Genomic DNA, 12,247 nt, shown 5'->3' on the forward strand with positions numbered 1-12,247 from the left:
TCGTCAGCGGCTACCGGTGAAAGGGGCACGCTATGGCGGGCTTTCGGGATCTGAGGTTCAAGGCGGTCACGTCGCTCCAGCGGCACGTCGTCAATCCGCTCGCCAGACGCAGCCCGGGACAGATCCTGCTGGAGACGACGGGCCGGACCTCCGGCCGGCCGCGCCGCACCCCGGTCGGCGGGCGGCGCGTGGGCCAGGAGTTCTGGCTGGTCTCGGAGTTCGGGGACAAGTCGCAGTACGTCCGCAACATCCTGGCCGATCCGCGGGTCCGGGTCCGCGTCGCGGGCCGCTGGTACGACGGGATCGCGCACCCGTTGCCCGAGGACGACGCCCGTGCCCGGCTCAGGACGCTGCCGCGCTACAACAGCGCCGTCGTGCGGGCGGTGGGTACGAATCTGCTGACCGTGCGGGTGGATCTCGCGGACTGAGGCGGAGCGGGGCCGGACATGGGTGTGCCCGGGCGGTTGCACACCACCCGGGCACGTACGGGAGCAGGTCCGCCGGATCAGTCGGTGATCTCGATCTTGCCGTTCGGCGCGGCGGCGGTCTCCGGCCGGTCCGGGGTCTTGGCCCTGGGGCCCGAGCCCTTGAGGTTCTTCAGCAGGGCGGCGATGTCGACTCCCGTGGTGGAGCTGAGGAGTTCCATGCCCTGTGCGACGTTGTCGGTGACCGTACGCGACAGCTGGCTCGCGCCGTCCGTCGAGATCACGGTCATCTTGTCGATGGCGCTCAGCGGCTCGGACGCCTTGGCGACGACCTGCGGCAGCACCTCGACCAGCATCTGGAGCACGGCCGCGTCGCCGTACCGGTCGAAGGCGTCCGCCTTCTTCTGCATGGCCTCGGCCTCGGCGGCGCCCTTCGCCGCGATGGCCGCGGCCTCCGCCTCGCCCTCGATGCGTACGGCGTCGGCCAGTGCCGAGCGGTGCAGCTTCTCGCCCTGACCGGTCAGGCGGGAGCGCTCGGCGTCCGCCTCGGCCTCCTTGACCTGGGCGATCCGGCGGGCCTCGGCCTCCTGCTCGGCCTGGTAGCGGGCGGCGTCGGCGGGCTTGCGGACCTTGGTGTCGAGCTCGCGGTCGGTCAGTGCGGCCTGGCGCTGGGCGACCTTCTCCTGCTCCTCCAGGACTTCCTGCTGGCGTGCTGCCTCGGCGAGCGGGCCCGCCGCGTTGGCCTTGGCCGCTGCGGCCTCGGTCTCGGCCTTGATCTCCGCCTGCTTGAGGTAGAAGGTCCGCTCGGCGATGGCGATCTCCTCGGCGGCCTTCAGCCGGGCCTGCTCGGAGGCCCGCTTGGCGATCGCCTCGGCGATGTCCGCCTCCTGCTTGGCGCGGGCGGCCTCCGGCCGGCCGAGGTCCTCCAGGTAGGAGCCCTCGGTGGTGATGTCCTGGATCTGGAAGGCGTCCAGGATCAGGCCCTGGCCGGAGAGGCTGGCTTCGGCCTCCTCCGCGACCTGGCCGGCGAACGCGGCCCGGTCACGGATGATGTCCTCGACCGACATCCGGCCGACGATGGCGCGCAGCGCGCCGGAGAGCACTTCCTGGGTGAAGCCGACGATGCCGTCCTGCTGCTGGAGGAACCGCTGGGCCGCGGCCCGGATCGCTTCCTCGCTGCCGCCGACCTTGACGATCGCGACGCCTTCCAGGTTGGACTTCACACCGCGCAGGGTGACGGCGCCGCGCACCGCGATCGGGATGTGCCGGCTGGAGAGGTCCAGGGTGAACTTCTGCTGGACGAACGGGACGACGAAGACGCCGCCGCCGACCACGACCTTCTGGCCGCTGTTGTCGATGCTGGTGCGGCCGGTCACCGGGTCGGTGGACTTCTTGCCGCGGCGGCCGGTGATGATGAACGCCTCGCTGGGCCCGGCGACCTTGTAGCGGGTGATGACGACGAGGGCGAGCAGCACCACGAGTACGACGACTCCGGCGACTGCGGTCACGACTGGGCTCATAAGGGTGTCCCCCCTGCCTCCCTGCGGGGACGGCAGCTAGGTTTCGGGCAGTGTGCCGCGGTGCCGCGGTGCGCCGCGAGGTGCGGGTGCGGTGCGGAGCGGTGCGGCACGGTGGATCGGTCAGGGCGGTGATCGGCGCTCGACGGCCGGACTCGGCGCTCGACGGGTCGGACTCAGCGTTCTACGGGTCGGACCGCGACCGAGGTGGACGACAGCGCGGCCTCCACCCAGATCTCGGTGCCGCGTGCGACCGGCGCCGCGCTCTTCGCCGCCAGCTTCACGTGCTGGCCCGCGAGTTGCAGCAGGACCTCTCCGTAGCCGTCGGCCGGGATGGCCGTGACGACCGACCCGGAGGTGCCCACGAGATCGTCGCTGCGCGGTGTGACGCTGGTCTGGTCCCGCATCAGGGCCCGGCTGAGCTTCCAGGTCAGCCAGGCCGCGACGAGCCCGGCCAGCACTCCGGCGGCGGTCGCGACGACCGTGCCGGCGCCGGTGGTGCCGAGCACGATCGCTCCGCCGAAGCCGAGCATCGAGAGGAACCCGGCGATGACCGGGAGGGACAGGAGGCCGTCGAACAGGCCGTCCAGTACGCCCCCGAAGAGCCCTTCGAGGACTCCGTCGAAGATCAGGGACAGTACGAGCAGAACGATTCCCGCAATGCCGAGACCGAGAAACAAAGTCATCCGGTCACCCTCCCCGATTTTCGAAATCCCCCGAGCATTTCCGTCGAACTGGCTGGATGATCCCATACGTACCGGCCGACAGGCACTGCCGGGTTCCGGCAATCTTTTACGCGTTCTTGATGCCGGAGAGCTGCTCGGTCAGTGTCGCCGCCGACTGGAACGTGGCGCCCAGCAGCGCGACGTGCTTCCAGCGCAGCACTCCGTCGGGCCCGATGAGGAACACCGCGCGGCGCACCCCGATCCCGGGTGCCGCGACCCCGTACGCGCGGGCGGTCGCCCGGTCGGTGTCCGCGAGCAGCGGCATCCGCAGGCCGTGGGTGCGGGCGAACGACTCGTGACTGTCCACACCCTGTGGACTGATTCCCCAGACCTCCGCGTCGAGCTCCTCGAAGGCCTCCAGGCCCGAGGAGTAGGAGCAGAGCTGCTTGGTGCAGACCGACGTGTTGTCGCCCGGGTAGAACGCGAGGACCACGGAACGTCCGCGCGCCTCGGAGAGGGTGTGGTCGCGGCGCTCGAACTCCTCGCCGATGAGCACACCGCCCGGGAGGGTGAAGTCCGGTGCGATCAGGCCGAGTTGCGGTGACGATGCCATGTCGTTTCCTCCGTGGTCCGGTGCTGCCGGGTTTTCCGTGCGTGTTCCGTACAGCATGCTCGGTACGGGTCCGGCTCCCCGCACCAGGAGGTACGCATGGCACGACCGCCGTCCACCGCGGGCCCTTTCGCCGTGGGCCCTTCCGCGGCGGTGCTTCTGCTGCACGGCGGGGCGGAGACGGGCCTGGCCGCGCCGCCGCCCGGTCCGCTGAATCTGCCCGCCGTACGGATGCTTCCGTTCGCCCGGTCCATCGCGGGGGCCACGGGGGGCGCGGACGGAGGCGTTCTCGTACGTACCGCCCGCTACGGCCACCGCGGCTGGAACGGCCCCCGCGAGGACCCGCTGCACGACGCCGTACGCGCCCTGGAGGCGCTGCGCCGCGAGGCCGGGGACGTCCCGGTGGTCCTGGTCGGCCACTCGATGGGGGCCCGCGCCGCCCTCCGCGCGGCCGGTCATCCGCTGGTGCGCGGGCTGGTCGGCCTCGCACCGTGGTGCCCGGCCGACGACCCGGTCGACCAGCTGGCGGGCCGCGATGTCGTCCTGCTGCACAGCACCCGCGACCGGATCACCAGCCCCCGCGCCTCCCAGCGCCTCACCGCCCGCGCCCGGCCGGCCGGTGCCCGCACCTGTCTGGTCGCGATCCGGCGCAGTGACCACGCGATGCTCCGGCGCGCCGGGCAGTGGCACGCGCTGACGGCCCGGATCGTCGCCGGGCTGCTGGGGCTGGGCCCGCTCCCCGGGCCGGTCGGGGCCGCGCTCGCGCTGCCGCCGGACGCCCCGGCGGTGGACGGCACTCTCGACCTGGACCGGCTGGAGGTGTGACGGGGCGCCGCTGCGCTGCCCGCGCACCTGGGGCGGCGCCGTGCGCACCCGCCGGACGCTGCCCGCCCGGCAGGGCGGTGCGCCCGTACAGCGGGCCGTTCCGGCGAGCGGCGACGGCGGGGCGCCGGTGATCCAGCGCAAGTCGCGCTTCAGCAGCATCACGCCCAGAGAGACGGACGCTCCGCTGCCCGTGGACAGCCTGCACACCGCGTTCGAGAAGTACTTCCAGGAAGTCCGGCTGCCGGAGCAGTACTTCTTCGCCGCGCTGGGTCTGGTCAGGGCCGCGGACTACAGGAGCGGCTTCCACCGGGCCGGAGAGGTCACGGCCGAGATCGACCCGGCGTCCCACCACAAGGCGGACGGCAGCAACCGGGACAACGGTGTGATCGGGCCGTACGGCCACTTCGGCGTCATGGAGCGGGCCATCTTCGGGCGGCAGAACCTGGGTAACACCTACGACGGCGGGCATCTGGTCGAGCACACCCTGATGGAGGCGCGGGACGCGGACGTGCACGGCAACATCGCGCCCCAGGAGAACAAGAACTTCAACCAGGGGCTGATGCGGGACTGGGAGAGAATTGCCGAGGAGCTGGTGCGTACCGGGCAGCCGTTCCGCTACCGGGTCGAGGTGAGCTACTCCTCGGACACGTACCGGCGGACGGGACGGCAACTGGTGGCGGCGGGCGTCATCCCCGGCCCGGTCCACGACGCGCTGGCGAGGACGCCGGTGCCGGCCGACCCCACCCGGACCCTGGCCGACCTCCTGTACGCGGAGACCGTCTCGTTCCAGCGGTGGGTGCCGACGCGATGGGTGGGAATGGTGGTGGAGCCCACCGGCGCGGACCTGCCCACGCTGACCCTCACCAAGGGCGCGCACTTCAGGAACCTGCACGGTACGCAGGCCGACGCCATGAACGGCGTGGTGGACCCGAACGCCCACGCGACGGCCACCGACTCCGGTGTCCCCGGCCTGCGTCGGCAGAATTCGGGGACCCTGGGCGGCTTCATCGAGACCGCCGCCGTGACGAACACCGGGCTTCTGTCGGTCGGCGGTGTCCCGTCGCTCTCGTCGTACATGTACCAGCCCGAGCCGCAGGATCTCGCCGACCAGCCCACCGCCACCACCACTCCCGCCGGAGCGGCGCCGGCGCAGCTTCCCGCGTCGAGCATCGTCGTGAACGTCCTTCCGCAACGGCTGAGCCTGGCCGAGCTGTACCGGCAGGTGATGAGTATCGAGACGAAGAAGCGGAAGCGGCCCGGCGGGGAGCTGTCGAACGAGAACAAGGCGGCCGGGACGATCGACCAGGATGCCAAGAACGCGTCGACCGGCTTCCGGACCCTGCTCACGCTGCTCGGCAACGCCGAGGACGGGAAGAAGCTCGTCCTCGCCATCAGGGGTCATGACGCGAACACCGCTTTCGGGCACAGCGCGTTCATCGACGCCATCCACCGCGCCAACCTCAACACGGCATTCCGCAATGCTCTGGTGCGGCTCGGATACGACCCCAATCTCGTGGCGTGACAACGGGCGGGTCGTCGGCGTGGCCGGGCGCGGTGCCGTGGTGCAGGGGTGGGGGAACGGGCGCACCCTGGTAGGGAGGTGATCGTCATGGTGATGACAACCGTCGGGTGGCATGTCGAACTGGAATTCGATGAGGACACTCATCGCACCCGCGCGGCCGCCCTGGTCCGGCTTCCGGACGGGACCGAGGTGCGCGCCCATGGATATGCGAGCCGCCACCCCTCCGACAAGGACCAGCCGAGGGTGGGAGAGGAGATCGCGGGAGCCAGAGCGCTCAACGAACTGGCGATGAAGATGCTGACGAAGGCGCACGACGAGATCGACGAGGTTTCCGGCCGGACCTCGCACCCGCTCACCTGACGCGGCGGCCGGGGCGTACGCGACCCGGCCCGCACGGCGGTGGCCGGCCCGGTCTGCGGATGCGCGGCGGGGGCGGGCGGCCGACGATTGAGGGCCGGGCAGCGGGTGGTCCGTGCCCGCCCAGGAGGTTGACGTGCAGGCCGATACGTACGCCGACGGCCCCGTGCCGTTCGACCCCCGCGCTCTGGCCGCGCTGGTCGACGGCACCATGGCCGGGGTGGGCGTGCTCGACACCGGGCTGCGCTTCCTCTACGTCAACCGGGCTCTCGAACGGCTCAACGGAATCCCGGCCGCCGAGCACCTGGGACGCACCGTCTCCGAGGTGCTGCCCGGGGTCGACGCGCGCGAGGACATGCTGCGGGCGGTGCTCGCCGACGGGAAGTCCCGCGAGATCACCTCCAGCGGATTCACCGCCGCGGCCGCCACGGTCCGGCGGTACTGGCACGGCGCGTACCACCGGCTGGAGATCGGCGGGCGGGTCGTCGGCGTGGCCGGGATAGTGCTGGAGATCATGCCCTCGGACAAGGGGCAGCGCGAGCTGGAGCAGGCCCGGCGCCGTCTGAACCTGCTCGACACCGCGGCCGCCCGGATCGGCACCACGCTCGACATGGACACCACCTGCGCCGAACTGGTCGATCTCGTCGTGCCGGGGCTGGCGGACCTCGCCACCGTCGAGGTGTTCCCGCCCGACGTCGCCCCGCCGGTCCGGCCCGCACCGCCCGGGGTGCTGCGGCTGCGGCGGGCGGCGCTGCGGGCGGTGCCCGCGCTCCACGACGAGCTGGCGGGCTTCGGGCTGACCGGTGAGTACATCGACTACCAGGAGGGCGCCGCCGTACAGCGCTGTCTGGCGGTCAACCAGCCGGTGGTGGAGAACCTCACCACCGACGAGCAGCTCGTCCGTTCCGCTCCCGGTCCGGAGCGGCTCGCCGCCTACCGGGCCCTCGGGATGCACTCGGCGGTCATCGTGCCCGTCACCGTGCGCAGCGGGCCGCTCGGCATCCTCGGGCTGATCCGGGCGGGCGACTCACCGGTCTTCACGGACGAGGACGTGGTGATCGCCCGGGAGCTCGCCGGCCGGGCCGCCGTCGATCTCGACCACGCCCGCCGGTACGCCCACGAGCACACCATCGCCCTGGAGCTCCAGCGCTCCCTGCTGTCCGAGCCGCGCCCGCCGCACCCGCACATCGAGATCGCCACCCGCTATCTGCCGGCCGACCGGAGCGTGATGGTCGGCGGCGACTGGTTCGACGTCATTCCGCTGCGGGACGGGCGGCATCTCAAGGCGATGGGCGATGTGATGGGGCACGGGGTGGAGGCGGCGGTCGCCATGAGCCACTACCGCTCCCTGCTGCGGCTGCTCGCCGACGACGAGCTGCCGCCGCACCGCATCCTGGAACAGCTGGACCGGATGGTCGAACGGTCCGGGCTGGACCGGGCGGCCACCTGTCTGCTGGCCGTCGTCGACCGGTTCGGCGGCGCGTGCGAGGTGGCCAGCGCCGGGCATCTGCCGCCGGTGCTGATCGATCCCCGGGAGGGTGCCCGGGTGTGCGACGAGATGTCGGTGGGGCCGCCGCTCGGCACCGGGTTCGGCGGGTACCGGACGACGCTGGTGGAGTTCGATCCGGGCACGGTGCTGTTCCTGTACACGGACGGGCTGGTCGAGCGCCGCGGCGAGGACATCGATGTCTCGGTCGACCGGCTCAGGGAACTGGCGATGCCGGCCGGCGGCAGCCTGGAGCAGCTGCTGGACGACGTCCTCGAACGGTTCGGGCCGGGTGCCGAGGACGACATCGCGGTGCTGGCCTCCCGCACCCGGCCCGCGTGGGAGGACTCGCCCGGCACCGCCCCGGATCCGACCTGATCCGAACGACAGCCCTCAGCCCAGTTCCAGGCTGGTGATGCCGAACAGGCCGGTGTGGTCGATGTCGGGCGACGGTCCTGTGTACATGCGGGCGGTCTCGAACGACGGGGTGAGGCCCAGCTGTTCGGCGAGGCGCACGGCCGCCGGGTTGACGTCCGGCACGTCGATCGCGACCGGGACGCCGGGACCGGTCGCCGCCACCGCGCTGACCAGGGCGCCGGCCACCTCGGGCGACTCCGCGTACACGGGTCCGATCCGGGACGACGTACGGCAGGGGCGCAGCACGGCCAGGCCGCACAGCTCGCCGTCGCGGACGGCGGCGAGCGAGGTGCGGGCGGGGTGGGCGATCCACGGCGCGAGGAAGCTGTCGCGGTCGGCCGGGAAGAAGCGGCGGTCGTAGGCGGCGAGCCGGGCGAAGGACACGGAGCGCCCGTCGACCAGCTCGGTGCCGGCCGGGGCGGGCAGACCCGCCGGCGGCAGGCCCTCGTAGCGCATGTTCGTCCACACGGAACGGAAGCCGGACTTGCGGTAGTTGGGCTGCTGGGCCACCACCCCGTCCAGGCCGACGTTGCGCCCGTCCAGCCGCGCCATGCCGGCCCGCCAGAGCCGGATTCCGTAACCCCGGCCGCGCAGTTGGGGCCGGGTGAGGTAGAAGCCGAGGAAGCCGAAGCCGGTGCCGTATCGGACCACCGAGACGCAGGAGACCGGTTCGCCGTCCAGGCGGCCGATCAGGAAGCCGCGCGGGTCGGTGGCGAAGAAGGCGTGACGGTCGGTCAGCCCGGGGTTCCAGCTCTCCTCGTGGGCCCATTCGGCCAGCATGGTGAGGTCGTCGGCGCTCGCGGTGGTGATCTCGAAGTTCGGCACGGGGCACCTGTACCCGCCCGGGTGGCCGTTTCAACGGATGTTTCCCGTCACCACCCGGTACGCGCCGGTACGGGTCAGATCAGCAGGAACGCGCCCGCCGTCGCGGCGCCCAGCGACGCCCCGGCGACCGTCTGGGCCACCGAGTGGTACCCGAGCGCGACCCGCGACCAGCACACCGCGACCGTCAGCGCGTAGCCGAACAGCCACCACGGCGAGTGCACCGCGGCGAGCAGGGCGACGACGGCCGAGGCGACCGCGGCGTCCACCGAGATCTTCCAGACCGTGTTGACGGCCAGCAGGACCACGGTCATCGCCCACAGGGCGAGCATCGCCACGAGAATGCCGGTGGGCGCGTGGCCCAGCACCATCACCACCGAACCGGTGCCGATGGAGCCGAGGATCACGAAGAAGATCGGCGCCCGCTTGGTGCGGTCGACGACATGGCGGTCGCCCCAGGTGCCGCGCCCGCGTTCCCATTCGATGTACCCGGCGGGTATGAGGCCCGCGCACAGGGCGCCGAGGAATCCCCAGAGCAGGCCGGTCCAGTGGCCGGCGGCGGCCAGGCCGATGCCGAGCATGCCGATCAGCAGCACGTTGCGGGGCTGGAAGACGTCGGTGACGGTGCGCGCGGTGGCGTTGTCCGGCGAAGCGGGGGTGGTGTCGGTGGTGGTCATGCTGTCTCCTCGGTGGAGGCCGTGCGGGGCGCTGCGGTCGCGGTGGACGGGCCGGTGCCGGCGGACAGGGCCGCTGCCAGCACCTGTGCCGCCCGGTCCTGCGGGACGGTCCGGTAGGCGGTGGCGACCCGGACCAGCCAGTCCACCTCGCCGTCCTGGTCGGTGGCGTGCTGGGCCTCGACCGCCGCGGCGGTGGAGGCGGGCGTCCCGCTGTTCTTCGCGGTGAGCGCGGCCTTGATCCAGTACGCCTCGGTGAGCGGGCCCGCCTTCTCCGCGTCGGTGGAGCCGTCCGCGGAACTGTCCGCGGCGGCGTTCTTCGCGGCCGGGAGCAGAGTGTCGGGCACGTAGTGGCGCAGCTTCTCCACCGCGTCGGCGATGTCGGCGGCCCAGCGGTCGATCCGCAGGTCGGCGGGGGTGCCGAAGCGGGTGAGTTCGCGGGCCAGCGAAGCCGGCGGGTCGAAGGGCTGCTCGGGGAACGCGGTCATCAACTCGCGCCACAGGCCGTGCAGTCCGGCCTGGGCCCGCCAGAGCTTCGCGCGGCGCCGCCCCTTGCTGAGGGCGGGGATGGAGGCGCCCACGGCGAAGAAGGCGAACAGCACGACCTGGGCGGCCTCGGTGATCTCGTCGAAGCGGAGCGCGAAGGACTCGCTCGGGGTGTCGACGGCGCTGACCCACAGGAACAGGGTCCGGCTGACGGTGTAGCCGACGCCGATGAACATGGCGAACGTCATCATCCCGAGGCCGATCCGCAGATGGCGCATCCCGGCACCGGCGGTGGCCAGCGCCCACTGGTAGGCGCAGACGGCGGACGCGGCACCGAGGTAGAGGTAGAACACGCTCATGTACAGCGTGGCCCCCCACTGTCCCGCGTGGTCGGCGACGAAGCGGTCCGAGGGGACGGAGCGGTCGACGACGGTGAAGAACAGCACCGTCAGCAGGACCAGCGTGGCGATCGACGCCTTGGCGGCCACCTGCTGGATGGTGCGGGCGAACCGTACGTGGCGGGGGACGGTTCCGCCGGCGGGGTACTGGCCGTAGATCGCGACGATGTAGCTGAGGATCGCCAGGATCGCGATCGTCGCCGTGTAGTGCTTGATCAGTACGGCGAGGTCGGTGACGGCGCTGTCGTTGAGCGCGATGCGCACGGCCCGGGTCTTGGTCCACAGGGCGGCGGCGAAGCCCGCGTAGCAGCCCCACAGGGCCCGGCGGCGCTTGTCCTCTTCGTCGCCCCACAGGGCAGCCGGCATGCGCCACAGGGCGACGGCCGTCATCAGGGCGGCTACCAGATAGCCGGCGAGGTCGAGCGGGGTCACGGCGGATTCCTCGGGGTGGGGGATACGGGGAGAGGTGCGGTGTCAGGAGCGGCGGAACAGGCCCCGGCGGCGGTTGGCGACCGGGCGGGACAGGGAGTTGGCCAGTCGTCCCACCATGTCGTCGCTCGACACGTCCATGGCCATGCGGGGAATGAGCGAGGCCCCGAACTCGGCCATGCGCTCGTCGTGGGTGTCGTACTGGGCACGGGCCTGCACGGCGCCGTCCCCGGACCGGAGCGCGTCGGCGATCGTGGCCACGACCGGCGACGGCGCGGGTGACGACGGCGGGGACGGCGGGGGGCCGGTCCCGAGTACCCGGGTGATCAGCGAGGTGTCGAAGACCGGCAGCAGCCGCCGCAGTTGTTCCGGATCGAGGGAGGTGCCGTGGTCGAACCACTCGTGGCACAGCTCGTGCAGGATGACGTGCTGGGTCTGGTACGCGGTCGGCCGGCGGCGGTAGAGCACGAAGCTGGTCCCGCCGGTCTTCAGCCGCAGCCCGCAGGCGGCGTTGACGCGGGCCAGCCGGTCGGGCATCTCGTGCAGCACGATGGTGCGGCCGCGGGCCGCCTCCATGTTCGCCACCAGTGCGTCGATGGAGAAGGGCGCGGGGATGGGCAGGTCGGCCAGCCCCGCCTCGCACTCCTTCCGTAGTTCGCGCAGCGACATGGCGGTCTACTGCTCCGGCTCGCCATGGACGCCGCCGCCGTCGGCCGGACCCTGCCGGCCCTTGGCGTCCGCCAGCAGCGAGAGCGCGAACTGCAGCAGCTCCGGCGGCAGACCGTCCTCGTCGAGGCCGCGCCCGGCCACTCCGCTGATCTCCCCCGTACGCCGCATCGCGAGGAACTGGAGCCCGGCGACCACGTCGTCGACGACCTCGGACTCCTCCTTGAAGAACCGCCAGTCCACGCCGAAGCCCAGACCGAGCGCCTTGAGGATGTCCTCGGACGGCTGGGTGACCTTCCCGGCAAGGATGTTGGAGAAGTAGCTGTGCGAGAGGGAGCCGCCGCGTTCCTTGACCAGATCCGCGAAGAAACGCCCCGAGATCTTCTGGCCGGGGAAGGTCTTCTCCACCATGTACTCGACCTTCTGCTGCAACGTCCGCAGCTCCGGTGTGCGTTCCTCGGCGCTGTCCATCCGGTCCCCCACGTATCCGCTCCCGTGCGATCGGCGTTCACGGTCGTCGATTCGGTCGACGGGCTCGTACTGTAACCAACCCCGGCGTGACGTTCTCATTGCGGTAGGCGTAGGCGGTACTGAAACGGGCTTGCGTAAACACGCTACGTCACTGTTAACTCGAAAAAACATGGGCAGGGGACCACGAGGGGAGTCCCCTGCCTGTGGAATCCATGGATTTCGTGCGAATTCACCACGGACAAAAGGTGCATGGCGCACATGTATGTTGCGCGGGCATAGGTGTAGCCCTTCACGACGGGGGATGCGTGAAGGGCTACACGTGCATTATGACTGTTGGTCAGGCAGTCATCAACCAGCCTCGGGTCGGCGTGCCCCGGGGCGGGACCGCCGCGGGGGCCCCGGCCGGTCGCGCGAATATCGATTTCCGGCCGAATGGAATTTCGCGCGATTCCCGGCCCGATTCGCATTCGAGTCGGA

The 12,247-nt window shown here is 71.5% G+C and carries 13 protein-coding genes; 5 read left to right on the forward strand and 8 right to left on the reverse strand.

Annotated features, from left to right (window positions below; genetic code table 11):
• The first annotated feature begins 32 nt into the window (after positions 1 to 32).
• Complete coding sequence (locus ABZ622_RS08310) at positions 33 to 428, forward strand: nitroreductase/quinone reductase family protein (RefSeq protein WP_360541579.1); 396 nt, start codon at positions 33 to 35, stop codon at positions 426 to 428.
• 77 nt (positions 429 to 505) lie between these two features.
• Here ABZ622_RS08310 and ABZ622_RS08315 read toward each other — a convergent pair whose 3' ends face one another.
• The 3 genes from ABZ622_RS08315 to ABZ622_RS08325 form a co-directional block, all read right to left on the reverse strand.
• Complete coding sequence (locus ABZ622_RS08315; protein WP_360541580.1) at positions 506 to 1,945, reverse strand: SPFH domain-containing protein; 1,440 nt, start codon at positions 1,943 to 1,945, stop codon at positions 506 to 508.
• Positions 1,946 to 2,118: 173 nt separating this feature from the next.
• Positions 2,119 to 2,628, reverse strand: coding sequence for a hypothetical protein (locus ABZ622_RS08320; RefSeq protein ID WP_360541581.1), 510 nt, complete (start codon positions 2,626 to 2,628; stop codon positions 2,119 to 2,121).
• Between the two features lie 106 nt (positions 2,629 to 2,734).
• On the reverse strand, positions 2,735 to 3,220 hold the full coding sequence (locus ABZ622_RS08325) for a peroxiredoxin (protein WP_360541582.1): 486 nt from the start codon (positions 3,218 to 3,220) through the stop codon (positions 2,735 to 2,737).
• A gap of 96 nt (positions 3,221 to 3,316) precedes the next feature.
• Between ABZ622_RS08325 and ABZ622_RS08330 the strand changes: the two genes are divergently transcribed.
• The 4 genes from ABZ622_RS08330 (at position 3,317) to ABZ622_RS08345 (ending at position 7,785) form a co-directional block, all read left to right on the forward strand.
• On the forward strand, positions 3,317 to 4,042 hold the full coding sequence (locus ABZ622_RS08330; RefSeq protein ID WP_360541583.1) for an alpha/beta hydrolase: 726 nt from the start codon (positions 3,317 to 3,319) through the stop codon (positions 4,040 to 4,042).
• A gap of 40 nt (positions 4,043 to 4,082) precedes the next feature.
• Positions 4,083 to 5,564: a hypothetical protein gene (locus tag ABZ622_RS08335; RefSeq protein WP_360541584.1), complete on the forward strand. Its 1,482-nt coding sequence runs from the start codon at positions 4,083 to 4,085 to the stop codon at positions 5,562 to 5,564.
• Between the two features lie 87 nt (positions 5,565 to 5,651).
• Positions 5,652 to 5,924, forward strand: a complete 273-nt coding sequence (locus ABZ622_RS08340) for a DUF1876 domain-containing protein (RefSeq protein WP_266914821.1) — start codon at positions 5,652 to 5,654, stop codon at positions 5,922 to 5,924.
• Between the two features lie 133 nt (positions 5,925 to 6,057).
• Positions 6,058 to 7,785 (forward strand): SpoIIE family protein phosphatase, encoded by a 1,728-nt coding sequence (locus ABZ622_RS08345; protein WP_360541585.1) that lies wholly within the window; start codon positions 6,058 to 6,060, stop codon positions 7,783 to 7,785.
• Between the two features lie 15 nt (positions 7,786 to 7,800).
• Here the strand turns inward: ABZ622_RS08345 and ABZ622_RS08350 are convergent, their stop codons facing one another.
• From ABZ622_RS08350 to ABZ622_RS08370, 5 genes are all read right to left on the reverse strand, one after another.
• Positions 7,801 to 8,649 (reverse strand): GNAT family N-acetyltransferase, encoded by an 849-nt coding sequence (locus ABZ622_RS08350; RefSeq protein ID WP_360541586.1) that lies wholly within the window; start codon positions 8,647 to 8,649, stop codon positions 7,801 to 7,803.
• Positions 8,650 to 8,723: 74 nt separating this feature from the next.
• Complete coding sequence (locus ABZ622_RS08355; protein ID WP_360541587.1) at positions 8,724 to 9,323, reverse strand: hypothetical protein; 600 nt, start codon at positions 9,321 to 9,323, stop codon at positions 8,724 to 8,726.
• Entirely contained in the window at positions 9,320 to 10,636 is a 1,317-nt protein-coding gene (locus tag ABZ622_RS08360) for an MAB_1171c family putative transporter (RefSeq protein ID WP_360541588.1), read from the reverse strand. Before ABZ622_RS08360 ends, ABZ622_RS08355 begins: the two co-directional genes overlap by 4 nt.
• Before the next feature lie 42 nt (positions 10,637 to 10,678).
• Positions 10,679 to 11,302, reverse strand: coding sequence for a toxin (locus ABZ622_RS08365; RefSeq protein ID WP_360541589.1), 624 nt, complete (start codon positions 11,300 to 11,302; stop codon positions 10,679 to 10,681).
• Positions 11,303 to 11,308: 6 nt separating this feature from the next.
• Complete coding sequence (locus ABZ622_RS08370; protein ID WP_360541654.1) at positions 11,309 to 11,770, reverse strand: hypothetical protein; 462 nt, start codon at positions 11,768 to 11,770, stop codon at positions 11,309 to 11,311.
• Positions 11,771 to 12,247: the final 477 nt, after the last annotated feature.

The sequence above is a fragment of the Streptomyces sp. NPDC007164 genome (assembly GCF_040634135.1).
Classification (GTDB): domain Bacteria; phylum Actinomycetota; class Actinomycetes; order Streptomycetales; family Streptomycetaceae; genus Streptomyces; species Streptomyces sanglieri.